This is a genomic window from Pedobacter quisquiliarum (genome assembly GCF_014642175.1).
GTDB lineage: Bacteria > Bacteroidota > Bacteroidia > Sphingobacteriales > Sphingobacteriaceae > Pedobacter > Pedobacter quisquiliarum.
In genome coordinates, this window is the sequence record NZ_BMIL01000006.1 from 13265 (window position 1) to 39837 (window position 26573).

22 protein-coding genes and 1 other RNA gene are annotated in these 26573 nt (G+C 44.6%); 11 read left to right on the forward strand and 12 right to left on the reverse strand.

Features of this window, described 5'->3' with window-relative positions; all coding sequences use genetic code 11:
- Nucleotides 1-12 precede the first annotated feature (12 nt).
- From IEW69_RS09685 to IEW69_RS09695, 3 genes are read right to left on the reverse strand one after another with little or no spacing between them, the layout of a single operon-like run.
- Nucleotides 13-2133 (reverse strand): ComEC/Rec2 family competence protein, encoded by a 2121-nt coding sequence (locus tag IEW69_RS09685; RefSeq protein ID WP_188626655.1) that lies wholly within the window; start codon nucleotides 2131-2133, stop codon nucleotides 13-15.
- Between the two features lies 1 nt (nucleotide 2134).
- Complete coding sequence (locus IEW69_RS09690) at nucleotides 2135-4204, reverse strand: ComEA family DNA-binding protein (protein WP_188626656.1); 2070 nt, start codon at nucleotides 4202-4204, stop codon at nucleotides 2135-2137.
- A gap of 50 nt (nucleotides 4205-4254) precedes the next feature.
- Nucleotides 4255-4590 (reverse strand): MerR family transcriptional regulator, encoded by a 336-nt coding sequence (locus IEW69_RS09695; protein WP_188626657.1) that lies wholly within the window; start codon nucleotides 4588-4590, stop codon nucleotides 4255-4257.
- Nucleotides 4591-4705: 115 nt separating this feature from the next.
- Between IEW69_RS09695 and alaS the strand changes: the two genes are divergently transcribed.
- On the forward strand, nucleotides 4706-7414 hold the full coding sequence (gene alaS, locus IEW69_RS09700) for an alanine--tRNA ligase (protein WP_188626658.1): 2709 nt from the start codon (nucleotides 4706-4708) through the stop codon (nucleotides 7412-7414).
- Between the two features lie 87 nt (nucleotides 7415-7501).
- Here alaS and IEW69_RS09705 read toward each other — a convergent pair whose 3' ends face one another.
- Nucleotides 7502-7975, reverse strand: coding sequence for a hypothetical protein (locus tag IEW69_RS09705; protein ID WP_188626659.1), 474 nt, complete (start codon nucleotides 7973-7975; stop codon nucleotides 7502-7504).
- 103 nt (nucleotides 7976-8078) lie between these two features.
- On the opposite strand from IEW69_RS09705, the gene gatB reads away from it, so the two are divergent.
- The 5 genes from gatB to IEW69_RS09730 all read left to right on the forward strand — a co-directional run bounded on the left by gatB (nucleotide 8079) and on the right by IEW69_RS09730 (nucleotide 13985).
- Nucleotides 8079-9527, forward strand: coding sequence for an Asp-tRNA(Asn)/Glu-tRNA(Gln) amidotransferase subunit GatB (gene gatB / locus IEW69_RS09710; RefSeq protein ID WP_188626660.1), 1449 nt, complete (start codon nucleotides 8079-8081; stop codon nucleotides 9525-9527).
- 2 nt (nucleotides 9528-9529) lie between these two features.
- Complete coding sequence (locus IEW69_RS09715; protein WP_188626661.1) at nucleotides 9530-10636, forward strand: TlpA disulfide reductase family protein; 1107 nt, start codon at nucleotides 9530-9532, stop codon at nucleotides 10634-10636.
- Between the two features lie 108 nt (nucleotides 10637-10744).
- Nucleotides 10745-11434 (forward strand): response regulator transcription factor, encoded by a 690-nt coding sequence (locus IEW69_RS09720; RefSeq protein WP_188626662.1) that lies wholly within the window; start codon nucleotides 10745-10747, stop codon nucleotides 11432-11434.
- Nucleotides 11435-11461: 27 nt separating this feature from the next.
- Nucleotides 11462-12184: an RluA family pseudouridine synthase gene (locus tag IEW69_RS09725; protein ID WP_188626663.1), complete on the forward strand. Its 723-nt coding sequence runs from the start codon at nucleotides 11462-11464 to the stop codon at nucleotides 12182-12184.
- A 7-nt stretch (nucleotides 12185-12191) separates the two neighbouring features.
- Nucleotides 12192-13985 carry a chloride channel protein gene (locus IEW69_RS09730; protein ID WP_188626664.1) on the forward strand — a complete coding sequence of 598 codons (1794 nt, stop codon included), beginning with the start codon at nucleotides 12192-12194 and terminating at the stop codon, nucleotides 13983-13985.
- Between the two features lie 27 nt (nucleotides 13986-14012).
- Here IEW69_RS09730 and IEW69_RS09735 read toward each other — a convergent pair whose 3' ends face one another.
- From IEW69_RS09735 to IEW69_RS09750, 4 genes are all read right to left on the reverse strand, one after another.
- Nucleotides 14013-15413: a sigma-54-dependent transcriptional regulator gene (locus IEW69_RS09735; protein WP_188626665.1), complete on the reverse strand. Its 1401-nt coding sequence runs from the start codon at nucleotides 15411-15413 to the stop codon at nucleotides 14013-14015.
- Between the two features lie 93 nt (nucleotides 15414-15506).
- Nucleotides 15507-15872, reverse strand: an RNA gene (gene rnpB, locus IEW69_RS09740) — RNase P RNA component class A.
- 22 nt (nucleotides 15873-15894) lie between these two features.
- Complete coding sequence (locus IEW69_RS09745; protein WP_188626666.1) at nucleotides 15895-16326, reverse strand: c-type cytochrome; 432 nt, start codon at nucleotides 16324-16326, stop codon at nucleotides 15895-15897.
- Entirely contained in the window at nucleotides 16326-16979 is a 654-nt protein-coding gene (locus IEW69_RS09750) for an SCO family protein (protein ID WP_188626667.1), read from the reverse strand. The genes IEW69_RS09745 and IEW69_RS09750 overlap by 1 nt, the downstream gene beginning before the upstream one ends.
- Before the next feature lie 118 nt (nucleotides 16980-17097).
- On the opposite strand from IEW69_RS09750, the gene IEW69_RS09755 reads away from it, so the two are divergent.
- Genes IEW69_RS09755 through IEW69_RS09765 form a run of 3 tightly spaced genes read left to right on the forward strand, consistent with a single transcriptional unit; the run spans nucleotide 17098 to nucleotide 18993 of the window.
- Nucleotides 17098-18099, forward strand: coding sequence for a beta-ketoacyl-ACP synthase III (locus tag IEW69_RS09755; protein WP_188626668.1), 1002 nt, complete (start codon nucleotides 17098-17100; stop codon nucleotides 18097-18099).
- An 11-nt stretch (nucleotides 18100-18110) separates the two neighbouring features.
- On the forward strand, nucleotides 18111-18545 hold the full coding sequence (locus tag IEW69_RS09760; RefSeq protein WP_188626669.1) for a hypothetical protein: 435 nt from the start codon (nucleotides 18111-18113) through the stop codon (nucleotides 18543-18545).
- A 46-nt stretch (nucleotides 18546-18591) separates the two neighbouring features.
- Complete coding sequence (locus IEW69_RS09765) at nucleotides 18592-18993, forward strand: hypothetical protein (RefSeq protein WP_188626670.1); 402 nt, start codon at nucleotides 18592-18594, stop codon at nucleotides 18991-18993.
- Between the two features lie 72 nt (nucleotides 18994-19065).
- Here the strand turns inward: IEW69_RS09765 and IEW69_RS09770 are convergent, their stop codons facing one another.
- A complete protein-coding gene (locus tag IEW69_RS09770) occupies nucleotides 19066-19923 on the reverse strand; it encodes an SGNH/GDSL hydrolase family protein (protein ID WP_188626671.1) in 858 nt (285 codons plus the stop codon).
- A gap of 384 nt (nucleotides 19924-20307) precedes the next feature.
- Between IEW69_RS09770 and IEW69_RS09775 the strand changes: the two genes are divergently transcribed.
- Both IEW69_RS09775 and IEW69_RS09780 read left to right on the forward strand, forming a co-directional pair.
- A complete protein-coding gene (locus tag IEW69_RS09775; RefSeq protein WP_188626672.1) occupies nucleotides 20308-22377 on the forward strand; it encodes a hypothetical protein in 2070 nt (689 codons plus the stop codon).
- A 293-nt stretch (nucleotides 22378-22670) separates the two neighbouring features.
- Nucleotides 22671-24863 carry a TonB-dependent receptor plug domain-containing protein gene (locus IEW69_RS09780; RefSeq protein WP_188626673.1) on the forward strand — a complete coding sequence of 731 codons (2193 nt, stop codon included), beginning with the start codon at nucleotides 22671-22673 and terminating at the stop codon, nucleotides 24861-24863.
- A gap of 211 nt (nucleotides 24864-25074) precedes the next feature.
- Here the strand turns inward: IEW69_RS09780 and IEW69_RS09785 are convergent, their stop codons facing one another.
- From IEW69_RS09785 to IEW69_RS09795, 3 genes are all read right to left on the reverse strand, one after another.
- Nucleotides 25075-25821 carry a hypothetical protein gene (locus IEW69_RS09785; RefSeq protein WP_188626674.1) on the reverse strand — a complete coding sequence of 249 codons (747 nt, stop codon included), beginning with the start codon at nucleotides 25819-25821 and terminating at the stop codon, nucleotides 25075-25077.
- 98 nt (nucleotides 25822-25919) lie between these two features.
- Complete coding sequence (locus tag IEW69_RS09790) at nucleotides 25920-26219, reverse strand: hypothetical protein (protein ID WP_188626675.1); 300 nt, start codon at nucleotides 26217-26219, stop codon at nucleotides 25920-25922.
- A gap of 77 nt (nucleotides 26220-26296) precedes the next feature.
- Entirely contained in the window at nucleotides 26297-26542 is a 246-nt protein-coding gene (locus IEW69_RS09795; protein ID WP_262890768.1) for an integrase core domain-containing protein, read from the reverse strand.
- Nucleotides 26543-26573 lie beyond the last annotated feature (31 nt).

Here is a 26573-nt window from a genome sequence, read left to right on the forward strand (position 1 = left end):
TCGGAAGGTTAGCTATTGGGTAAGGTTTACCAAATATGCTTTTTTTATTTTTAAATTGTAAACAGGCAAATCATAATTATGAGCCGCGTTTTCGAAACCTTTGGTCCGATAACTTGAAATGCTGCCATCTATAATGAGCTGTTCCGCTTTGCAATTTGTTAATAGCTGCTCAAGATTGACCTTTGTGTGTAGAGACAGGTTTATTGTATTGACTTTAAGCTGGTGACTTAAGGTTTTCCCGTTGAAGCAGGTATCTGCCAGGAGCATCTTATAGCCAGCAAATACAATCTGATGGTCCCGAAGCTGTATTGGAGCGGATGAAAATGGTTTATGAAGGTCGAGGTATGTTACTTGCGTAACGCCGGATTGCTCTAATGCTGGATTTACAAAGCTTCTGAACGCTTTGCTATTTGCAGGCAGGGTCGTCCATAGCCATGCCCGATCTTGATGGATGAATGCAGTTGCCGCATGATTTCGTAAGCTGAAGAAGATAATCTGGGTTTGCTGTTTGGTTTGGTAATAATTATAGCTGAAACTAAGGAATAGGAGCGAGATGGTGACTATACTGACATATAGTAGCCTCTTATTGTAGTATAGTAGTGCCATGCAGCCAGACACCAGTGCCACGCTCAATAATAGTAATTCTTTTTCATCAATCCATATTCCGGAGCGGGATGCCCATGGTAGGTCGGCAATCCACTTCAGCCCTTGATTCGTAAAGCTAATCAGCCACTCGAACGCTGGCCCAGGGAATTCGAGTCGGCAGATCAAAATAACCAGTCCGACATACATGATTGCGGTAACAGGCAAAAGGATGAAGAGGTTGCTCAACAGAAAGTACACCGGGAACTGGTGGAAATAATAAACCGCCAGGGGGAAGGTCGCGATTTGGGCAGCGGAGGAAAGTGCGATGAAACTCCAGAGCTTATCAGCAACATAATTATCGAAGTGAAACCATGCGTAGATCAAAGGTTGTAAGAAGATCAATCCAAAAACCGATAGGTAAGATAGCTGGAATCCAACATCGTATAACGCATACGGATTAAAGAGCAACATGATAAATGCTGAAAAGCAGAGGAGGTTATAGTTGTTGAGGCTACGATTGAAGGTGCTGCCAAGGATGAAGATGGTCAGCATGATCGCAGATCTCAGCACGGAGGGCGCAAGGCCGGCGATGATGGCGTACATCCAGATCAAACCAACTGCGATGATCAACTTAGCAATCCTGCCCGCGGGCCAGCGGTTCAAAAAGCTTAGCATAAAGTTTATGATGACGTATATCAACGCTACATGCATTCCTGAGACCGACAACGCATGGATGGTGCCTGTTTTGCTGTAGGCCATCAGCGTTTCTTCACTCAAGTCCGCCCGGTAACCGAGTATCAGTGTAGAAGCGACGGCGTTTGCTTCATCATCACGAATGAGGCGTCGAAAGAGCTGTACCTGCTGTTCCCGCAACCGCAGTGCCCATGCAATAATGGGATTACCCATCCCTTCACGATCTGCCAACACTTCATCCTCCTGCACAAAGAGTTGATGGTAAAAGTTCTGCCTGCGATACCACCGCTGAATATCAAATTCGTACGGATTCCGTGGTTCCGTAATGTCCACATAGTTTGCAGGAACATACAGCTGATCGCCATAACTAAACCGCTGCTTTGCTTCGATGGTCTGCTGTTCCATACTTTCAGCGCGTTTGGTATCGAGCTGAACGGAGAGGAGTAGCTGCCCGGAGACCTTTCTCATTTGTGCTCCAGTGATGGATTGAATCACTTTGGTACGTAGCCTGATGATGTTGTTCTTTACCTGCGGTTCATCACTGATTTGCACCTTCAAGTATGAGCTTTCCAGGTGTGAAAAGTGGCTTTCCTGACGAAGTTGATGATTTGCTGCACTTAGCCAGCCACCAAGCAGAAAGCAAAACAGGTAGAAGCCACCGGATACAAAAATTCTGTGCTTTTTCTTCAGATGCTTAAAGTAGCACCCGGTAAATCCCAGTCCGATTAACATCGCAGCGGCCATGCATCCCATCATGAGATATCCGCTTGGCGGCAGTCCCCCTGAAAAGCAGATGATCCCTGCGACGAGTGGAATCAATAAGCGCACAAATACCAGTTCAGCCGAATTGATCATCTCAAAACTGATAACGCAGTTGAAGTTTCACTTCATTCTTCTTGTTCCCCTGGATCTGGTCAAGGCCTGAGCCCACGGTTTCTACATCCTTGTAAAAGAACATGGCATGTCTGGCCCATAGGTCCAGGTTTCTGGTTACTTTGTAGCGAAGGTTAAGGTAAGTTCTGAAGCCCTCGCCATTATACATCCCGAAGCCGGAACTATATAACACATCATCTTCATAGGCGTAAACTCTGCTGTTATACGAATCTGTTTTGAAGTACGCGACCCTGGCATTACCAGAAAGCTTTTTCCCTTGTGGATGTACGGCAATGTCCTGGTAAACCAGTAAGCCGCCATCGGCTACAGCTTCCTTATGGTACTGCACAAACTCCGTTCGGTGTTCCAGACTAATACTTCGGCTTGGCTGCCAGCTTAGTGCAATACGGAAATTGGTTTTGTTCACATCCACGATATAGGTGCTATCCGCTTTTTCGCCGGAATTCTGCTGCTTCTGTTCCGTCTTCAATCTGAGCACCGCCTTGATGGTTTTAGTGGGCGTGTAAATCGCCTGTCCGAGTACTTCATATCCCTTCGAGGGGAGGTCGATACGGTACTTCAGCCAGGGGAACTTGAACACATCTCCGTACAGTGCAAAAGTGATCTTCTTATTGGGGGTGACGTTTACACCCGCATACCAACCTTTTTCATTGCTTGCGTCTGCGGTTTCACCCAGGCTTCTAGTGAAAAAACTATGGTGGTTTACATCATACGAGCGATTAACAAGCACCGCAGAAATCGTCCTGGAAAGGCTGGCCATTGCACCGTTAATCATTGCAATACCACCATTAAGATCATGCGCGACCTCACCATAGAAGTATATGCTTTGAAAGGTGTAGTTATAGTGCAGGCCCATATTCGTAAGCGCCTTTCCAACAAAGTTGTACTGATTATATCCTAGGGGACCGGTGACAAACCCATTTGAATAGGTGCTATTATACGCTACAAAGCCTGCATTCAGGTTATCGGATAGGTACTGAAGTGCGCCGCCAAAGACGCGCTGACCGAGTGCGTTCTTGTTTCTAATCTCTGTTGCGGTACGATGGAGCCCGCTAGCGCTCATGTTCACCTGCGTTATCGTTCCGTCTGCTGCGGTTTTAGTACTGGCATCAATGTTCCGGTCCGAGCCAAATGCCGTTAAGAGTATCTGTTGTGAAAGGCTTATACTTGCTGCTGCGCCTCTGAGGAAACTAATTTCGTTTGCTGAACTATAAGGCCGCAGGCCGAGGTCCTTCTTAGCTACACCGGTTACATCCGGACCTTTACCATAGCCAAAGCCAGACCACATGGCCAGCCCCTGTCCAAATTGAAGATTGTAGTCGCCCAGGACAACTTTCTTGAATCTGCCCAGGTTAGATAAGGTGACATTCCCGGACACAAAGTCCATAGATCTTTTGTTGGGCCCGCTAAACAAGTGTTCGCCGGCATCTTTCTCCACCACCAGATTTGCAGCAAGAAGATCTTCATACCGGTATTTGTATTTTCCAAGCAGCTTTTCCCTTGAACCGAGATACCTACTGCCTGGCAGATCTTCAAAGCCCCGCTGCTTCTCCACTGTTTGCCCTACACGCAAAAAGAACTCCTGCTCCGCTGCTTTAAAAACATCCTTGCTGAAAAGTGATTTCAGATCAGGTGTTGAAGCAATACGTACAAATGGGAGTAGCCTCTGGATGGTGACTACATCAAAACCATCTATCGCTTGCAGTTCCAGCACATTGCTGAACTTACCGTTTGTGTTTCTATAGCCTAATAGATTACTGATTTGTAAGGGCGACAAAAAGAAAAGCGACTTCAACTGTTCCATTGTCGTCCTGTTCAGGTCGATCGGCTTGCGTTGATAGTAACTAAGGTTCTCAACCAATTCGGAAAGGTCGAAGTCTTCGCCCAACTCAGGGCCAAGTTGCTCAATGATGTCGCGGATGATGGGATCTTCCTGCGCAAAAATACCGCTTGGCAAGCCAAGCAGGAGTAGCGAAACCAGCAGTAACCTGCTGATACATTCGAAGCTATGAAATCTGGAAGGAGATACCATGGATTGAAGGTACCCCAGACTGCGGGAAAGTCTAAATCTAATTTAGAAAGTTAAATTTCCTCATTCAACTTAAGCAGAAAGTCTTTAAGGCGTTCGAGCGAAGCGATGATCTTCTGGTTCTCTTTAACCTCAGAATTGTTGTTTTTCAGGTGCTCCTTTGCACCCTTCAGCGTAAAGCCTTTATCATCTACCAAATGAAAGATGATCTTTAGATTTTCAATGTCTTCTGGTGTAAATAAACGATTGCCTTTCTTGTTTTTCTTCGGTTGAAGCACATCGAACTCTTTCTCATAAAAGCGGATCTGAGACGCATTAACATTAAACATTTCCGTCACTTCACCCATAGTATAGTACATCTTATTAATTTCCCGTTCTTTATATGGCATAGTTCGTAGTTGACTATTAGTGGCTTATGGCTCTTATCTAAAGTGTTCAAATGTAAATGGATTTTAGTAGAATCCCGTAATAAAGTTTTAATTTTGTTCTTTATACTCAATTACGATGACAGCAAAAGAAATTAGAACCGCCTACTTAGAATTTTTCAAATCGAAAGCCCACCAGATTGTTCCCTCTGCGCCGATCGTCGTTAAGAATGATCCGACCTTGATGTTCACCAATGCAGGCATGAACCAGTTCAAAGACCTGTTCCTAGGCGAAGCACCGATCAAGTTTAGTCGTGCTGCCGATACGCAACGTTGTTTAAGGGTTTCGGGTAAACACAACGACTTAGAAGAAGTAGGTTTAGACACCTATCACCATACCATGTTCGAAATGCTGGGCAACTGGAGTTTCGGAGATTATTTTAAAAAAGAAGCTATAGCATGGAGCTGGGAACTACTTACAGAAGTTTACCAGATCCCAAAAGATAAACTTTATGTCTCCGTATTTCAGGGAGATGAAAAAGAGGGTTTGCCGAAAGACCAGGAGGCTTACGACATCTGGTTACAGTATGTGCCTGAAGATCGTATCATCCTGGGCAATAAAAAAGATAACTTCTGGGAGATGGGCGACACTGGTCCCTGCGGACCATGTTCAGAAATCCACGTGGATTGTAGACCGCTTGCAGAGCGTGAAGCAGTATCAGGCAAGTCGTTGGTTAACGCTGATCATCCACAGGTAATTGAAATCTGGAATAACGTCTTTATGCAATTTAACCGACTGAAAGACGGATCTTTACAGCCTCTACCTGCGCAGCATGTTGATACTGGCATGGGCTTCGAACGTCTTGTTCGTGTACTGCAGGAAAAGGAATCAAACTACGATACCGACGTTTTCCAACCCTTGATTCAGTTCATCGCAGCCAAGGCTGGTAAAGTTTATGGTACTGATGAGAAGTCTGATATTGCAATGCGTGTTATGGCCGACCACGTTCGTGCAATCTCATTTGTAATTGCAGATGGACAGCTTCCGGCGAACAATAAAGCGGGCTATGTTATCCGAAGAATTCTACGCCGTGCGGTACGGTATGCATATACTTTCCTTGATCTCAAAGAACCTTTCTTAAACCAGCTCGTACCCGTACTTGCAGAACAGTTCGTCGGCGTGTTCGATGAGCTTGCTGCGCAGCAGGATTTCGTGCAGAAGGTCGTTCTGGAAGAAGAAGTTTCATTCCTTAGGACTTTAGCCACCGGAATCCAACGTTTTGAAAATTATACCGTTAAGCAGGCTGAATTCCTGATGTCAGAAAACGCTATTGATCGGGAGAAATCATTTGATGATCCATGGGTTTACAGCATCCTTAAAGATCAGATGGTCATATCAGGTGACTTCGCTTTTGAGCTGAATGATACCTACGGTTTCCCAATAGATCTTACCGAGCTAATGGCCCGCGAGAAACGATGGTCTGTAGACATGGAAGAGTACCACAAGGCCCTGTTACAGCAAAAAGAGCGATCACGTGCAGCTACTGCAATAGATACTGGCGACTGGGTGTTGGTGAAACCAGACCTTGAGGTGGAGTTTGTTGGATACGATGATTTTGAAGCCGAGACAGAAATCATCAAATACCGTAAGGTGTCCGCAAAAGGAAAGGACCAATACCAGATCGTATTGAGCAAAACACCATTCTATGCAGAAAGCGGAGGTCAGGTAGGTGATACCGGCCGTCTTGAAGATCATAGCCGTATGTTCTTTGTAGAAATCACCAACACGAAGAAGGAAAATGGTGTAATCGTTCATTACGCGGATACGCTGCCGGAAGATCTGGAAGGTGGCTTCTGGGCGGTAATTGATGAGGATAAACGCATGCTGTCGCAAGACAACCATAGTGCTACGCACCTTTTACATGCGGCGCTGAAGAAAATCTTAGGTCCACACGTTAACCAGAAAGGATCATTGGTAACGCCGGACTACCTGCGTTTCGACTTTTCGCACTTCGCAAAAATTACAGATGAAGAGCTTGCCAGGATTGAACACTTGGTAAATCGCAAGATCCGCGAAAACATACCTTTGAAGGAGCAACGCTATGTGCCGTATGAAAAGGCAATTTCAAGTGGTGTTACGGCTCTATTTGGAGAGAAATACGGCGATCTAGTACGCATCATCACCTTCGATGATCATTTCTCGAAAGAACTTTGCGGCGGAACGCACGTACAAGCAACTGGTCAGATTGGCTATTTCAAAATAACGTCCGAAAGTGCTGTAGCAGCAGGAGTGAGACGTATTGAAGCGATCACTGCCGATAAGGCAGAGGCTTTTGTCATCAACCAGGAACGGGAAATCAACGAGCTGAGAGCCTTATTGAAAGGAAACAGAGATCTTACTGCTGCGGTATCTGCATTAATTGAAGAAAATGCAAAGCTGAAAAAAGAAGCGGAAAAAGGTCTTGTAGAACATGCTGCTAATCTTAAAAACGAGATTGTACATCATGTTAAAACCATCAAGGGTATAAATCTCATTGCAACCCATGTTGATTTACAAAGTGCTGATGCTGTGAAGAACCTTGTGTATTCTGTTAAGGAGATTATGGATCAATTGTTTATGGTCATTACAACGCTAATCGATGATAAACCAGGAATCACCGTGATGCTTTCAGAGAACCTGATTGCGGAAAGAGGCTTGAATGCTGCGACAATCATCCGTGAGCTGGCGAAAGAGATCCAAGGTGGGGGCGGTGGACAGCCGTTCTATGCTACCGCAGGTGGAAAAAACAAAGCAGGCCTGGCAGAAGTGCTAAAAAAGGCAGAAGCAATCGTAAACAGTCTACCATAGTACATAAGCCGTATTCAGATGATGCGTCATCTGAATACGGTAAACATATCTAAATAAAAAAGGCACCCCTAGAGGTGCCTTTTTCATTTAGTGCCTTCCACGGTGTCCGTGTTCGTGGCCTCTTTTCTGCTTATGCTTATAGTTCTTTTTGTTGTGGTGCTTTGCCTCCGGGTAGTCACGATAAACCACACGTTGTCTGCTTACCCGCTGCGGCGCATAGCTTGCGTATCCATATTGTGACCTGTAATTACGGTGTTGCAGGTATGGACGTGGTGAATTTATCACCACTTTTCGACCGCGATGTAGATCATATCCGCGGTGTCTTGAAGGTAAGTGTTTTGTTTTAACCCATCTGTTCCCGTTCATATAGATGAACGTACGTGTCGGTACATAGTAGTAGGTCTCTACTTCCGGCAGGTAGTAATAATCTACGTGATTATACCCTGCAGGGCCCCACGCGGGCTGTGCACCTATGTTTACGTTCACACTAACTTGTGCTTTCGCAGGGCTGGCAACTAAGGCTGCTAAGCCAAATGCTGCCATCAACAATAGTTTTCTCATAATGTTTCATATTTGTGTAATTCTGTGAATTCAAAGTTTGTGCCATGTTCCTCAACGCCGCTCATCGGAACCTTAAACATATTTGGTTATCTTTGCTATAGAAATGAATACAGATCAAACGGAATTTGAATTGGTATCAGGCCTGGAAATACATGTTCAGCTTAATACTGAAAGTAAAATCTTTTCTTCCGACAGTGCATCTTTCGGTGCAGCGGCCAATGCGAACATCTCTCCAGTCACCATTGGCTTGCCTGGTGCACTTCCTAAACTCAACAGGGAAGTGGTTGAGAAAGCCATGCGCATCGGTCTCGCACTCAACTGCAGCATAAATCAAGTCAACTACTTCGACCGGAAAAACTACTTCTATGCCGATCTTCCGAAGGGGTACCAGATCACGCAGGACAATAAGCCAATCTGTTTTAATGGATACATAGATCTTACACTAGCCGATGGTACGGTAAAGCGTGTAGGGATTAACAGAATCCATCTGGAGGAAGATGCAGGGAAAAGTTTACATGACCAGCATGAGGCGTTTAGCATGATTGATCTTAATCGTGCGGGTGTTCCACTTATTGAAATCGTCACCGAGCCAGATATCCGCAGTGCGGAAGAAGCATCGGTATTGCTCACGGAAATCAGAAAGCTGGTGCGCCACCTGAATGTAAGTGACGGGAATATGGAAGAAGGTAGCCTACGCTGTGATGCAAACATCTCCATCCGGGAAAAAGGGGTATCTGCCTTTGGTACCCGCTGTGAGGTGAAGAATCTAAATTCCATCAGAAACGTACGCAGGGCGATCGACTTTGAGTTCGGGAGGCAAGTAGAGGTGGTGTCTGCCGGAGGCGAAATCATCCAAAGCACCCTGAACTTCGATGCGGATGCCGGAACGACTTCCCCTATGCGAAGCAAGGAAGAAGCCAACGACTACCGGTATTTCCCAGATCCGGATCTACCCCCTGTAGTTATATCCGACAGCTGGCTTGCTGATGTTAAAGCCCGCATGCCGCTACTGCCAGCCGAGATCGTGCAGCAACTCGTTTCCACTTACAACATCAATCGTTCGGAGGCAGTGTTGCTGGCAGAAGATCCTGACTTGTTAAAATATTTCAATAGCGCATCTGAAAGCACGGCGCACAAAAAGAGTCTTGTGAACTGGCTTACAGGTCCAATACGTTCCCTGCTATTTGAAAAGCAGATTAGTATCACCGATTTCCCGGTAAGTCCGGCGCAACTCGCTAAGGTCATCAACCTGGTAGATGCCAAAAAGATCACTCAGCAAATTGCCTTGCAGCAGCTTGTTCCAGCAGTGCAGCACAAAGACCAGGACATTGAAGCCCTCGCTGCAACATTAAACCTGCTCATCGTTGAAGATGGTGATGAACTTGAAGCCTTCGTCAATCAGGTGCTGGCGAAACTACAACCGCAGGTTGAAGCCTACAAGAAAGGCAAAAAAGGGGTGTTAGGCCTGTTTGTAGGTGAAGTGATGAAACTCGCCAAAGGGAAAGCGGACCCCCAAAAAGTAAATGCAATTATACTCGAAAAATTAAAATAGAAATGAAAAAACTAAGCTGGTTATTCCTCCTTTGCATCATCGTTTTAGCGGCATGTAAAAGCAATGATAACTTTACCATTGAGGGTAAATTTGAAAACGCTACGCCACAAGGTAAGATCTACCTGTTCGGAATGGTCAATAACAATGCAGTGCCTGTAGATTCAACTGTGCTAAACGACAAAGGTGAATTCAAATTCACCAGATCAACAAAGGCTGTAGACTTTTTTAAAGTTGGTGCAAACCAGAATGAATATGTGGTGATCGCACAAAATGGCGACAACATCAAACTTACGGCAGACCTGAATGACCAGACCATGGCATACCAACTATCCGGTGCTGCTGAAGCGGACAAGCTACAGGAACTAAACACTTACAAAAACAAGTACAATGCACGTATGGCTTCCATTCAGGCGAATTACGAGCAGCAGGTAAGTGCTAATCCAGATAAAAGAGACATGATCGCAGAGCAGCTTCGCCCGGAGCTGATCAAAGTGTCTGATGAAATGGTGAGCTTCATCCTAAAGTTCGCTAATGATAACCCTGATGCATTAACCAGCTTTTACGCGATGAACTCGCTAAACCCTTCAGAGTACGAGCAGGAATTCATCGCTTATTCTGATAAAATTAAAAGTAAGTTCAACGACAACCAGGCGGTGACAGAATTTTTAGTGCGCATGGCTAAGCTGAAGAGCGTTCAGGTTGGACAAGATGCACCTGCCTTCAGCATGAAGTCTATCGATGGTAAAACCATCAGCCTTGCTGATTATAAAGGTAAATACGTGCTCTTGGACTTCTGGGCTTCCTGGTGCATGCCATGCCGCAACGAAAACCCGAACATCGTTAAAGCTTACAACAACTATAAAGACAAGAACTTCACCATACTGGGCATCTCGTTAGACAAAGATCCAAAAGCATGGGCACAGGCCATCTCAGCCGATAAACTAACCTGGTCGCACGTAAGTGAACTAAGTGACTTCGAAGGCCCAACAGTTAGGTTATACCAGATTGAAGCAATTCCGAGTTCTTTCCTGATTGATCCTACCGGGAAAATCATTGCTAAGAACCTGAGAGGTGATGAGTTAGCAGCATTTCTGGAGAAAACGCTTTAACAAACAAAATCTATGTTAGCTCAAAATTACGGCTTAACAATTTGTTAACCTCCATTTAACCTGATGAAACATTAGTTTACCTAATTTCGTCACAAATAGTTTAAAGATATGAGTGCTACAAACCAGAAGATTTTAATTGTTGATGACGAACCGGATATCTTAGAGCTTGTTGAATACAATCTTAAAAAAGAAGGATATACGGTGTACACGGCTAGTAATGGCCAGGAAGGTATAACGCTAGCCAAGAAAGTACATCCGGATCTGATCGTGCTTGATATCATGATGCCTAAAATGGATGGCATTGAAGCCTGCAGGTTAATGCGAGCCATACCCGAATTCAAAAATACCTTCATGGTGTTCTTAACCGCAAGAAGCGAAGAGTACTCTGAAATCGCCGGCTTTAATGTTGGTGCCGACGATTACATTGCGAAGCCCATAAAGCCTAGAGCGCTCATCAGCAGGATCAACGCAATTCTAAGACGTAACAACAGCACAGAAGAACTTTCAGAAAATAAGATTGAAATCGGCGATCTAGTTATTGACCGGGAAGCCTACCTGGTGTTTCAGAGTGGCGACAAGGTCGTACTTGCAAAGAAAGAGTTCGAACTATTATACCTCTTGGCCTCAAAACCTGGTAAAGTATATACAAGAGAGTCGATCCTGAAGAACATCTGGGAAGATTCCGTAGTGGTTACCAATCGTACGATTGATGTACACATTCGGAAATTGCGGGAGAAGTTAGGGGAACATTATGTCTCTACGGTGAAGGGTGTGGGGTATAAATTCGAACTTTCTTAGTACTTTTGTACTTTAGAAAATTAGAATTTGAAATATCCTTCCTTTAAAGACCTTATCCTGTTCGAAAATGACGACTATATTGTTGTCAATAAACCACCCTTTGTTGCTTCTTTAGATGAGCGTGGTGGTTCAGGAGAGGTTAACATATTAAGACTTGCAAAACAATATAGTCCGGACGCACAGGTTTGCCACCGTCTGGATAAAGAAACTTCCGGCGCAATTATCATTGCCAAACATCCTGAAGCTTACCGCTCGGTAGCCATTCAGTTTGAGAAAAGAAGAATCCAAAAGTTTTACCATGCTATAGTTGACGGACAGTTTGTATTTGACAATCTGTTCGTCGATTTACCTATCCTTAACGATGGCAATAAAAACGTGACCATCGACCGCAAAGAAGGCAAGCGTGCAGAAACCTACTTTAACTCCATTACACAGTACCGTCACTACACGCTGGTGGAATGTAAGCCCATTACCGGCCGTATGCACCAGATCCGTATTCACCTCGCCACACAGCGTGCAGCGATTGTGGGAGACATCATGTACCGTGGTAAACCGGTATTTCTTTCATCAATAAAAAAGGGATATAAAATCTCGAAAGATGATGAGGAACAGCCAATTATGAAGCGCTTTGCGCTGCATGCACGGCAGATCATTTTCAAAGGTATGGACGACCAGGAGATCAACATTGAAGCCTCCTATCCTAAGGATTTTGCAACATTAATCAAGCTCCTCGACAAATTCGATAAATAGGAAAAACATGTTTGTGAAGTTTGTAAACTATATAGATCAAATCAATCAGTTTCGACGCACAAAGGTCTCCAATAGAAACTTTTTAATCATCTGTGCGCTCGTTGTCGGCATTATTGCCGGATTAGCAGCGTCCTTGCTCAAAGGGCTCACGCACTATATAGAACATTTCCTGCAGGCGGAATTCCAATGGAAATACAAGTACTTCCTGTATTTCCTATTTCCGATGATCGGGATCTTCCTGTCCGTGCTTTATGTTCGCAAGTTCATTAAGAAAGGGAAGTTCGAGACCGGGTTAACGCCCATTCTTTACGGGATATCAAAGAAGTCCAGTAACCTGGAGTCACACAACATCTACTCTCAAATCATTACCTCAGCCATTACGGTCGGCTTTGGTGGTTCGGTAGGACTGGAGTCGCCGATTGTAAGCAGTGGTTCTGCAATTGGCTCCACACTCGGGCGGGTGCTCGGTTTATCTTACCGGGAGATTACGATGTTGCTTGCATGTGGCGCCGCGGCGGGCATTGCAGGTGCATTTAACAGTCCCATTGCCGGAATGGTCTTTGCCATCGAAATTCTGCTGCCTGAGTTTACCATTCCTGCCTTTATACCGTTATTACTTGCTTCCGCAACAGCTGCGGTAGTCGCCAGACTGTTCTATACAGAACAGTTGTTCTATCTGCTTACCGACGGCTGGGAAACGAATGCACTGATCTGGTATGTAATTCTTGCCGTTCTGATCGGTTTGTTTTCCATCTACTTTGCAAGAGCCAATTTTGCCATCAAACATTTCTTTGCGGATATCCAGCATCCCTACAAGAAAGTCGTGGCCGGGGGCCTAATGTTGGGCGGCATGGTTTTCCTTTTTCCGGCGTTATATGGTGAGGGCTACATTACGATCAAAGATCTGCTCAGTGGTAATTACAGCACGATGCTCAGCAACAGCATCTTTTCGGATTATAGCCATATTCCGTTATTCATCATTCTGTTCTCCATTCTAACCGTTTTTACCAAATCCATTGCAACGCTTGTTACCCTAAGTGCAGGGGGCAACGGTGGTACCTTTGCGCCGAGTTTATTGATGGGTGGTTTAATGGGTTTTACCTTAGCCTATACGATCAATACGCTTGGGTTTGCGCAGGTGAGCGTACCAAACTTTATTGTAGCTGGTATGGCTGCTGCCTTAAGCGGAATTATGCACGCGCCCCTTACCGGGATATTCCTGATTGCAGAGATTACCGGGGGTTATCAGTTGATGGTACCTTTAATGATTACGTCTGCAATTTCCTACTTCATCAATCGCAGTAAATTCAAGTACTCCATTTACACCAAGCCACTTGCAGAGAGCGGTGCACTACTATCGCTTGAAGATAAAGACACCACCGTGCTGAACATGATGAAGCTGCGCTATCTGGTAGAAAAAGACTACCTCATACTCGATTGTAATGATCTGATCAGCGCAAGAATGAACGACATCTTACAGTCCAAAAGAAACCTCTTTCCGGTGGTTGATGAAAAGCAGCAATTTAAGGGGCTGATCTACGTAGAAGAGGTGCTTAGAAAAGCAGTGAATAGTACCGAAGCGGCAACACTTACCGCAAATGACCTCATGGAGCCTGCAGCAAAGGTGCTGTTGCTATCAGATACCATGCAGGTTGTCTTAGAAAAGATGGAGCAGGAAAATGCCTGGTTGTTGCCAGTGCTGAATGATCAGGGCCAGTTTCTCGGCTTTGTTTCCAAGACGGCAATCTTCAACAAGTATAGGGCAATGCTCAGAAGGCAAGCGGATTACATGGAATCCTAAGATGATCTAAAATGGAAAAGCGCGGGATTACTCCGTAACGCGCTTTAATCCAAATTTCTCTATTTTACTGTACAAGTGACTGCGTTGGATGTCGATATCATCGGCGGTCTTTGATACGTTCCAGTTGTTTTTCTCCAGTTTGAACTTGATGTATTCTTTTTCAGCGTGATCCTTATACTCCTGGAAGTTACTGAACTGGTCAAAGTTGGTTAAAGTAGATTTTCTGGTCTGCACATTGCCGCCATTTCCGGTACCGATATTCGTTCCACCACCCGGATTAGCAAAGGCGATTACGTCTTGTTCGGTAATGGTTTTATCACTCAGGATGATCAATCGCTCAATCATGTTGTGCAACTCACGTACGTTACCTGTCCAGGGTAAGGACTGCAAGGCAGACATTGCATCATCGCTGATGGTTTTCACGGGCATACCGTAACCTTTACAGATGTCGTCCAGGAAGCTTGAAGCAATTTCAGGGATATCCTCAACACGCTCTGTCAGGTGTGGAACGTGGATGTTGATCACGTTTAAGCGGTGGTACAAATCCATACGGAAATTACCAGCCTCAATCTCTTTTAACAGGTCCTTGTTTGTTGCAGCAAGTACCCTTACGTTCACTTCAAGTTCTTTCTCACCACCTACGCGGCTGATCTTGTGTTCCTGTAAAGCACGAAGCACCTTTGCCTGAGCAGAAAGGCTCATGTCACCAATCTCATCCAGGAATAAAGTACCGCCATTGGCAAGTTCGAACTTGCCGATACGCTGCTTCACGGCAGATGTAAATGACCCTTTCTCGTGACCGAACAATTCACTTTCAATAAGCTCAGAAGGGATTGCAGCACAGTTTACCTCAATAAGTGGGCTGTCTGCGCGGTTAGATTTCTCATGCAACCAACGTGCAACAAGCTCTTTACCACTTCCGTTTGCACCGGTGATCAAAACACGCGCCTCCGTAGGGGCAACACGCTCGATCGTTTCCTTGATTTTCTGGATGCTCTCCGAATTACCAAGGATGTCGCGGGTTTTGCTAACGCGTCTCTTAAGTACTTTGGTTTCCGTAACCAGGCTTCCTCTATCGAGTGCATTCCTTACGGTGATCAGCAATCTGTTTAGATCTGGTGGTTTGGAGATGAAGTCGAAGGCACCTTTTTTACTTGCTTCTACGGCAGTTTCTACGGTGCCGTGGCCAGAAATCATGATGAAGGGGAGGTCTGGACTATAAGCAAGTGCTTGTTCCAAAACTTCCATGCCATCCATGCGATTCATTTTGATGTCGCACAGTACCAAGTCGTATTTTTTCTTTTTTATTAAATCCAATCCATCCGGACCATTGTCAACATCATCAACTTCATAGTTCTCATACTCTAAGATTTCACGTAAAGTGCTTCTTATTGCACGCTCATCATCTATAATTAATAATTTTGCCATAGGAGGGTCGAGATTGTTCTAATTTAAGGACACGAATATATTACTTTTATCTTTATAGGTGCGTCATAAAAAGATAAAAAGCTGAGGTAAAATAAAAAATGCAAGCCTGTAAGCCGGGTTCTGTACCGGTGAACCGGTTCCTACCATTAATCTAGAATAAACGTTGCCATTTATCTCAAACGACCTACCCACTAACATCGGACGAGCAGCCCTACATGCGTTAGCCTATTTGGTCTTTCAACTCCCGGGGTTTACCACAACTACGGTCGCCCGCAACTGTCGTGAGCTCTTACCTCACGTTTTCAACCTTACCTGTGCCTAAGCCATCGGCGGTATGTTTTCTGCGGCACTTTCCATAATTCGGTTAAACCGAACCTCTTCCCGTTAGGAAGCGAGATGCTCTGCGTTGCCCGGACTTTCCTCTTCGATCGAAATCGCAGCGGCAGGACGGCTTGCATTTCTGCAAACATACGAAAATTAATTATTTACAGTTCTGAAGGTAGGCAGCAGCCTCTGCCGTGGTATACATACCTTGCTTGTTACCGTAAGCATTGGTGATGAACACAATTAGTTGCGCAAGATCAATGTCCGTGAATTCTTCATGCGATGGCATTTTCTCATCGAACATACGGCCATCTACGGAAATTTTACCTTCCATGCCGTTCTTAATGTAGCAGGCAAGTTTATTCCGGTTCTGCTTCAGGTAGGTGGTGTCTGTAAGCGGCGGGATCAGGTTCTCAAGACCTTCGCCTTTTTCGCCATGACAGTTCTGGCAATGCTGAATATAAAGATCACGCCCGTTGGCATAGTACATGTCCTGCTCCAGACTGGTACCGCCCTCGCGACTACAAGAGTAAAATATACCCGTGAGCACCAGTAGGAAGATAGAAAGCAACAGGTGTTTACGCTTCATTATTTCTTGTACTCTGCAAGTAAAACCGGAATATCTTTAGCCATCTGCTCTACTTGTTTAGCATCAGTTCCATCATAGGCACCTCTAATGCGACGATCTTTATCTACCAATACCAACCAACCCTGGTGAACATACATGCCTTTTTGGGTAGAATCTATGGTAACTGAAACCAGGTAGCTCTTTTCTGCAATCGTATATATTTCTTCCTTACTGCCGTAGGCGAATTGCCATTTCTGATCATCAACACCAAGCTTTGCTGCATATCTTTTCAATACACTTGGCTTATCATACTTGAAGTCGATGGTGTGCGACAGAAATCCAACCTCCGGATTTCCTTTATATTCCTCATAAACCTTTTTCATGTTGCGGTGCATGATTGGGCAAATGCTAGGGCAGGAGGTGAAGAAGAAATCGGCTACGTAAACTTTATTCTTAAAAGTATCGTTGTTGATGTAGGTACTGTCCTGATTTAAAAATGAGAAATCAGGGATAGTCTGGTAAACGGTATCCACCTGGGTGGTTCCATCTGCAAGCGTCACTGTTTTGGTATCACGCATTCCAAAGATTGGAAGTTTCTTTTCTTCTTTACAAGAACTCAGAACGCCTATTGTAGCTGCGAAAAGGAGCAAGGAACATACAGATGGAAATCTCATTTGCTAAAGTATTGTTAGATGATTGTTATAATACCCGGGCAAAGGTACATTACCATAAAAATAAAATGTAACGTAGCTGTAATATTCCTACTTTTGCGGCCACATAATTGAGACATTAATGAGGACTAGATATAATGCCGCTATTACCGCTTTGGGTGGATACGTACCCGAGACTGTTCTTACCAATAAAGCTTTAGAAGAAATGGTGGATACAAACAGTGAATGGATTGTATCCAGAACTGGGATTGAAGAACGCCGCATCGCAAATGATGACCGCGTTGCAACTTCAGACCTTGCCACCATGGCGGTTAATGATTTACTGACCAGTGCGAACATGAAACCGGAAGCGGTTGAGTGCATCATCATTTCAACATCAACACCAGATTACATCATGGTGTCTACTGCAAGTGTCGTTTGTGAAAAAGCAGGGTTGATTAATGCCTGGGGTGTAGACTCCAATGCTGCATGCAGTGGCTTTCTATATGCGCTAACGTTGGGTGCGAGTCTTGTGGAAAGTGGCCGCTACAAAAATGTGATTGTAGTGGGTGCCGACAAAAACAGTAGCATCATCAATTATGAAGACCGCAATACCTGTATCCTCTTTGGCGATGGCGCTGGAGCAGTGTTGCTGGAGCAAACCACCGAAGATGTCGGGATCATTGATAATGTTTTCAAAACAGACGGAACCGGTCGTGAACACCTTATTGTTCTTGCCGGCGGTTCTCAGACCCCTTCAACCATAGACACCGTAAATAATAAGCTAAACTACATCAGCCAGAATGGTAAGGTCGTTTTCAAGGCCGCCATTGAAGGTATGAGTGATACCTGCACCACCTTATTGGGTCGCAATGAACTGCGTGTAGATGAGATCAAATGGCTAATCCCGCACCAGGCTAACTTACGCATCATCAACGCCGTTGGTGAAAAGCTAGGCTTGACTGCTGAACAGGTGAAGGTGAACATACAGCGATATGGTAATACCACCGCTGCGACCATTCCCCTTTGTTTATGGGACTACAAAAATGATTTCAAAGCTGGCGACAATATGATTTTAACCGCTTTCGGCGCCGGATTCTCCTGGGGTGCTACGTATCTGAGGTGGGCTGAATTAAGAAAGTAAGCTTAAGATAGATGAAGAAAATAGCAGGAATTTCTATGCTTGTACTCGCTTTCGCGTCATGCAAGCAACAGGCAGACTACAAGGCCAGCAGGGATGAAGTGATCAAAGTTCATGATGTCGTGATGGCCGATCAGGGCAAAGTTGTTGATCAGCAGCTGCGATTGAGTGAAATGCTAAAGAACATGGCTGCTGTTAAGGCACAAAATCCAAAGATAGACACGCTGGTGGAGAAGGATAGCATCATAATTGTCCGTGACCGGCTGAATGTTGCTGAAGAAGCCATGAATACCTGGATGCATGAATTTGAGCCGGATGTGACCGGGAAATCGAACGAAGAAGCGATCGCTTACTTCGAAGCTGAAAAGCTTAAGATACAGAAAGTAGACACCACCTTTAAGCAGGAACTTAAAAGCGCAGCAGCATATTTGAGCAAGTTCAAAAAATAATTAACTTCGGAACGGTAGCCAATTCCGGCTATCCACAAGAAGTATTATGAAAAAGATCTGTTTGCTTGTTACGCTTTTCGTCAGCCTTTTGGCTGTTAAATCAAATGCCCAGGATAAGTTCGCTGCATGGCCGGCACTCGCTGAGTTCCATACCGTAATGTCTGCGACATTCCATCCTGCAGAAGAAGGTGACTTTGACCCGGTTAAACAACGCAGCGGTGAACTCGTTGATAAAGCCGCTTCCCTGGGAAAATCTGTTGTACCTGCGCAATTTGATAAACCTGCAATCCGCACAGCCTTAAAACAGCTTAAGACGAAAACGGCTGCGTTAAACAAGATTGTACTTAAGAAAGCGAAGAACGAAAAGATCAATACGGCACTCGTATCCGTTCATGATACCTTCCACGAAATTGTTGGTTTATGCACAGAAGATAAAGATTCCCACTAGACGAATAATGTATAAAACAAAAACGCCCTTGCATCACATGAATGCAAGGGCGTTTTATGTTTAAGGCTTTTCTTATTTGTAGCCTAATAGCTGTTTGAATACTGGTGCGTTGAACATGTATCCGTTAACTACTGCATGACCTTTATCATTGATGTTTCTGCCATCTTTGTAAGCAAAAGCCTTTTTGATCCTGTAGTCTTGCTGACTTAATTTTCTTAGGATGTCTACAACGTGCGTCTGATCCCATGCATTAAGTTTTTTGTTAAACTCGTACAGTCTGTTTCTTTGAGATTTGGTGTCAAAGTTTCTTGGCTGAGGACCAGCGAAGATGTAGGCAACATTTGCGTCAACCAATTTCTTTCTGATCACTTCATAGTTTTTGAAAGTTTCTTCATCCATGTAACCATTGCTGATGTCGTTGGTTGTAAGTTGTATAATCACTAGAAAAGGCTTTTTTGAAAGCGCTTTGGTGATGTTATTATCCTGATGCGCATACGGTCTGTTGGTCACTTTGTTACCATTAGGCATGATGTGGTAAGAAGTGTACGTACGCACGCCAAGGTTGATGATCGAAACATCTTTTTTATCCGCTTTAAGTTTAGCTTTCATCAGCTCAACCCAACGGTTGCTTTTCACGCTTGCACCAACACCTTCTGCAGTTGCTGATCCAAGAATAACAATTGTAGGTACTTTGTTTCCACGTTTTAATGCAGGATCAAGCGGTGTGTTCAGGGCTTCAGGTAATGTCACAGGTGACACATCATCATACCATTTAACGGCAGGAGCATTGTTGGTTGCCTTCTCAGGCTCTACCACTTCCGCTGTTGGCTTGGTTTCCATTTGGCTGTCATACAGTTCTTCTTTACAGCCCATAAAGGTTACTGTTAGTAGAACTAACGCGATTTTCGAGGCGTTTAGGATTTTTTTCATAAGGTTTAAATGAGATACGCTTGTTAAATAATTTTTTGTTTTTTATCGTTTAATTATGAACACGAAAATGCGAAGAGTATCACAGCTTTAGCATCACAAACTGCTACACAATTGATTGAGAAAAACGGAGAAAGAGTGTTCAGGCTAAGTTCCTGACTTTCAGCGGATCGATGTAGATCATCACGCATTGCAGATACAGGTCAAACGCACAGGAAACGCACATTTTGTCTGGGTCTGGTGTGCGTCTCGTGTGCGTGTGCTGTGCGTTTGGTCTGCGTTTGACCCGAGGCAGTTGCATCTCATTTATTTCACTGATCACTATACAGCATGCGCATATAAATACTAAATTCACGATTAAGACGATGAAATCAACTTAAATCACCCATGATAATACGTAAAGGTATTTCGCCAACAGGATTGGCAATGGCTGTCTTAGGTGCCGCGAGTACTGCTTTAGCTACAAGGACTTTTGAGCTGATCAGCCGCCGATTAGGTCCGTTTTTTCCGGAACCACCCTTTGATGGTAAATGGCTCGAAAATCAGATTCCGATGGACCCGAACAACTTCTATCAGGAGAATTCAGCGGTTTCTGGTGCCGACTTCTCTTTGTTTACCAAGTCCGAATACAACCCGGTGGAGGTCTGGGGACAGCTGTATAAACGCTACACCAATCATTACCTGTTTCCAAAGGACCAGCAAGTGTTGCTAAAGCAGATCAGGCTGGGAGACGGCAAAGGATCGTTTGAAGGCATGCCCTTCTTCATCGTTGGAACAAAACATGATGGATCGGAGTTGCTCATCTACCAATTCAAAGGTCAAGGGTACAACACGGAAATCGTTTTTGATCTGCCAGTTCCGCTTGCACTCAAGAAGATTAGCTTTACAGCATCAGAACAATGTAAGCCAACCTATATCAAATTGTTTGGGGATCATCAGCCGGTAAAAACCAAATTTCCAAAACTGGTACGGTATCCGTTCGGCAATCAAACTGGAGTAAATGGATTCTCCTGGAGCTGGAGCTTCAACAAGAGTTTGCATAAAGCGGATGCATTTTCGGAAAGGTCTTATCAGGTGCTGAAAGGGCTGGGTTCCTGCAGGATATATCTTGATGCGAAGGAACTGGTGCAGGAGCGGGGTAAATACAGGTTTAAACACAACTGGAGAGGCTTTGATCTGGACGGCTTATTTTCCCGGTTCAAAGCTGATGGCATATTCGCAAACATTTGCCTGCAGGGATCGCCGCCGTATGTGGTTAACACATGGCCTGAAGATAAAAGGAAAGACAGTTACACGAGACCATATAGTACGGATAAGGATGATGTTTCGAGTTATCTGGAGCTGGGCAAAATTGCCTTTCAATTCGCAGCCAGGTATGGTCGGAATAAGCATATTGATCTGGCGCTAATTGAAGCAGATGATTCGCAGCCTTGGTATGAAAGCAAATCTGAAAAGCTTGTGGGCCTGGATCTGATTCAGCTGATGGAGATTGGTAATGAACTGGACAAGTGGTGGGAAGGTGAAGACGCCAATCTATTGGGGCGTCAGTTCGCTTACTTGCAGTCGGCCGTCTACGACGGTCACAAAGGAAAGCTGGGTAAGAACGTGGGCATCAAAACCGCAGATCCGACAATGCAGGTAACCAATGCGGGACTTGCTTCCACCTCGCCTGATTTCCTCATGTCGTTTGTTGAGGAATGTGCCAGGATCAGGGGGCACCACGCGGATGGTACAGTTGACATTCCTTTAGATGGTTATTATTCTTTCCATTGTTACGCAAGTAATGGTGCCGGCCAACATTCCGAAAAGGAGAGCCGGGGGATGTGCATTGAACAAAGTGAAGTGCCTGCGCAGTTGAAGAAGTTTCATGAAGTAAATGCCCTTCATCTGGGAAATAAAAAGTTGGTGGTTGGAGAAAGTGGTTACGACATCAGCAAGAATAGTCCTTTAAGGGCTGAACCGCCAAAAGAGAGTGAACTGACGCCGTATGTTTGGCAAGGGGTGCTCATTTTACGAACCGCTTTATTCTATGCCAAGCATGGGCTGTTTAGAAATTTCTTTTTTACCTGGACAGATGATGGTGCCATTGATGGCTGGCAGTTCAGTTCTTCTGGGATCACCAGCGAGGGGCCGGATCGACAGCTGGTGCTGAGACCATCGGCGATGTATCTGATACAGACGAATTCCTTTTTGAAGGACTATGTCTGGATCGCGCAGCTGAGTGTAAATCCGCTGGTAGATAAATGGCAGCACAAGGATGCGGTCGTATACAGCTTGTATTACGGTACAGAGCGCAATCAAAAGGTAACCTATGCATTGAAGATACCTTCCACTAAGGTGACAAGGTACACGCTTAATGAAGATGGCGAAACCCCAACTGCAAGCCAATTAGTTGTAACAGGTGGAAAGATTGATGTAGAAGTTAGCGAAAAGCCAGTTTTTATAGCGTTGTCCTAAGCTGCAATGCCGGTTTATTTACAAACGCCGCAAGTGCCACCATCTTTTTTGCAATGTTTACAGTACTTGCAGTTTTTACAGGCTTTGCATGCGCTTGCGCCTTTACAGGTGGCAACCCGGGAAGAAGGGGTGTGAAGTATTTTAGTGACTTCCTTTACTGGTGCAGCGCTAAGGGATATAAAGGAAACGAAAAGTATTAAGAGCGACTTTATCATAATTTTTTTCTTTAAAGCTAATGACAATCAATATGATAAACAAACCAGTCAAATAATTCAAGTAAGTTTATTTTCTGTATGATGAAATTACGATTAGCGCTCAAATACAATCAGCTGATGCTGACTTTACCCTTGTTTTTCTCCCTGTTGATGATGAGCGGGACCGTTGCCTTTGGGCAAGGAAATCTGGTTTCTAAACTGAAGGACTTAAAAGCAATGATTGCGGCACATCCCTTAGAAAAGATTCACATGCAAACCAATCAACCTTTTTACAGCGCAGGCGACACTTTGTGGTTCAAATCCTACGTTATTGAGTCCAGCAGTAACTTACCTTCCCCTGCATCTAAGACTTTAAACGTAATGTTAGTCGGACCGTCCGGAGCTTTAGTGCAACAAGTTAAAACGAAAGTGCAGGTAGGACTTTCGAGTGGATACCTCCCTTTACCAACTATCCTTGATGCTGGTGCGTATACGCTCCAGGCCTTTACAGGTGGGATGAACGAATATGGAGCAGCGCATCATTTTCGAAGAACAATACTTGTTAAAGGTGCTACGGATAAAGCCATAAAGCATAAGGTAGCGAGTTCTGGTTCAACCGTCAGGTTTGGTAACAATGGCGCAGAGCGATCTGCTAAGGGTTATGAACTTGAGACAGTATCCTTGGAAGATAGCATTCAGCTAAAAATCCGTTATACGGGTACGGCGTCGGCCGGTACGATAACGATCCTTGCTGCACAGGATGGTGTTACCCGGTATATCAAGCGGCTCCCTCGCGTGGCGACCAACATTCAACTCCATGTTCCAAAGTCGTCATTCTATACCGGGGTGGTTCAGTTTACCGTCTTTGATGAACATGATATCGCAGTTGCTGAGCAACTCACATTTTGTAATCATCAGGCATTCTTAAACATAACGGCCGATGTGAAAGATCGATATAAAACGCAGGAGCCTTTGAATGTTAAGCTGAATGTGCGGAATGCAGCCGGGCTGGCAGATGTAAGCAGTCTGGCCGTTTCGGTTTACAATGTGGATGCATTCCCAACTGATGAAGGTGATGAAAGTACCATCTTCTCTGAATTGTTGTTGACAAGTGATCTGAGCGATGTTCCAGAACAGCCAAATGAATATTTCCTGGATTTGCCGGGTAAACTGTCGGAGGATAAGCTGCAGGAGCTGTTGAAAGGGAAACGACTGAAGCGATTTTCATGGATGGATAAGCTTTCCCGTGGATTGCCTCAGCCGGTTCTCGATGAACCTTGGATCAGTGGTCGCGTGCTGTTAGGCAACGGTAAGCCAATGATTGCAGGGGAGGTGGTTCTGGTTCAGGATGGCCAGGAAAAACGCGTTTATACCACAAAAACAGACAGCGTAGGGCGCTTTGCTTTTGGAGAACCTGAATTCTACGGTACGGTAAACTTTCTTGTCTCCTCACCTGTGAACGGTGCAAAGGTTTTTCTTGGTACATTAAAAAATAGCTTTTTAGATGCACAAGGACAAGCTTCTTTTCCGCGCTCAAAGGTTTCTGAAGGTGCAATTGGGGAGCAAGCGGGCTTGAAGTCTAATGATGGCAAGGCAATAGAATTACAACAAGTTCAGGTTAAAGGAAACAAGACCAATGCTGTTACCAGCTCCGCCAATCTTAACGGGCCGGGCAAAGCAGACGTGGTAATACTTGCAAAAGATCTCCAGGCGACGCATGACATTTCCACGTATTTGATTAATCGTGTAAATGGTTTGAAGATATATCAAGGGAAAGTATACTCCAGGGAAATCCCGGAAGAAGGGCAGATGTTATCGCCACCGCCGCCCATGTTGCTTGTTGTAGATGGTACGATGTTGAACCAGGAAAGCTATAATATAGATGATATTAATCCGAATGATGTTCAAAGTATTGAAGTACTAAAAGGTGCTTCTGCAGCATTATACGGGATAAATGGAATGGGTGGTGTGCTAGTGATCACGATGAAGCGCGGCCGGGACCATTCTTCGTCTTCACCAAACGGGATGTCAGATGGTATCTTGTCTTTTTCAAGGACTGGCTTTCAGCCCCCACAGCAGTGCCAGGTTAAGCAGGCTGAACAGCTTCGAGGTTCAATTCAGGATAAGCGAACAGTCTTGTACTGGAATCCGAATATCGTGAGTTCGGCGGAAGGTGAAGCTGTTTTCGAGTACGTGAATCCGGGGTATGCGGGTAAGTTCAGGCTGGTTGTTGAGGGCATTAATGGCGATGGGCAGATCGGGAGAGCAGTTTACGACTATGAGGTGAATTGATTGTAAAAATAGCGGGTGGCCCATCCAGGCACCCGCTAAGGTAACACCAGTACTCAACGGTGAGTCATAAATCTCGAGCAAGGTAAGAGACGCAGATTAAAGGGGGATTAAAATTGATTGTCGTGTCCGTACTTTCAATACGGATTATTATAAAGCGTTCTAAATACAAAAGTCCCTCGTTTCGGAGGGGCTTTTGATAATTGTTTACGTCTTACTTTGCTAATACATACCTAAATCCGGTAACATATACCTCGAAAGGACCGATAGGTGGGGGAGGTTGGTTTGGATTGTATTCAAATCTTATCCTCACTTCATCGAATTCTTCTTTACCGTTGAGGCCGTCCAATCTGGCACCGCCAGGTAGACCATAAGGAATCACTTCAAAGCTTAGAGACTGTAGATATCGGGTACCACCGCTATGTTCCACCATCTTGTTTAACTTGGAATTCCAAAGACTTATATTAATCCCAACCCTTTTGTTTAATTCTTGATAATACGAATTCAATTCGAGTCCAAATCCAGTTAGCATTTTTGACATTTTAATTGTGATAATTGGGTTGGTACTATTTAAAGTCAGCAAAGGTGGATGTTCGTTTTCTACATACGGCTTTGCCCCCCATAATGCTGATTTGGGATGTGTTTTTAGTGCTTTGCCTTCGAAGTGTAAGGCGAGATCCTGATTACACACTGAATCCAGTAGAGATCCATTTTTATATTTCTCCAGGGATAGGGGCTTCATCTTCAGATAATTTGCGGTCGGACGGGCGAAAGTACTTACGGAATCATTGTAGAAGTAGTTCTCATCTGTAACGACTTGGTAGTAACCGTAGTTTCCTGGGTCTAGTGGGTGTGCCATCGTCTTTACTGGCTTAAGATCCGTCTGTTCTTCTTTTGCGCAGGAGCTTAATGTCGCAAGCATACCTAATGCGACAAAAGCGTTAATGAAGTGTTTTTTCATGTTTATAAATGGTTTTTTAATTGAGCGAAAGTATGAGATAATCGCTTGATTGATAATGGCGCGTAAACTATTGTTACATCGAATGTTACATGTGGTGATTAGCGGGAAAGTAATCGTGAAAAGGATGGGAAAAGTAGATCGTTAATGAACCACATGTCTGTAAATAGAAAAGGGCAACCATTTCTGGCTGCCCCCGGTACGATTGTCTTAAGCAGGCCTAACAACTGCTCGAGCTGCTGATCAGACTGCTTAAGCAGCTCACTGAAACTAATCCCTGTTTGCAGGAACTTGCCAAGGTATATGGCAATTGTCTTTCTGGTAATCTTGACTTCCTTTTCTATGGCGCGCTGGGAAACACCGCGTTCAAGGAATAAAAGTATCTGTCTTATCTTATGCATGCTAATATAATACTCCCCATTTTCGAGACCAAAAGTCTGGTTATCTAAGTTAATATTTGAGTGTTAATTTTCATGTTTTATGCGGCTTTTTGGGCTACAGATTCTTTGTACCGGTTGTTGGGTGTTTGTTTGGTGGTATGGTGGGTTTTGGTGTGATAGTAATTGATGTACTCGGCTACCCCTTCCAGCAGATCGGTACCATTATCGCAAGGGTTTAGGTAGATGTAATCGTACTTGATGGACTTCCAGAACCGTTCGATCCAGATGTTATCTGTTGCTCTTCCTTTGCCGTCCATAGATATTAGGATCTGCTGTTTATCCAAGAACTGGGTCCTGTACTGCGAGCCTTGGTCG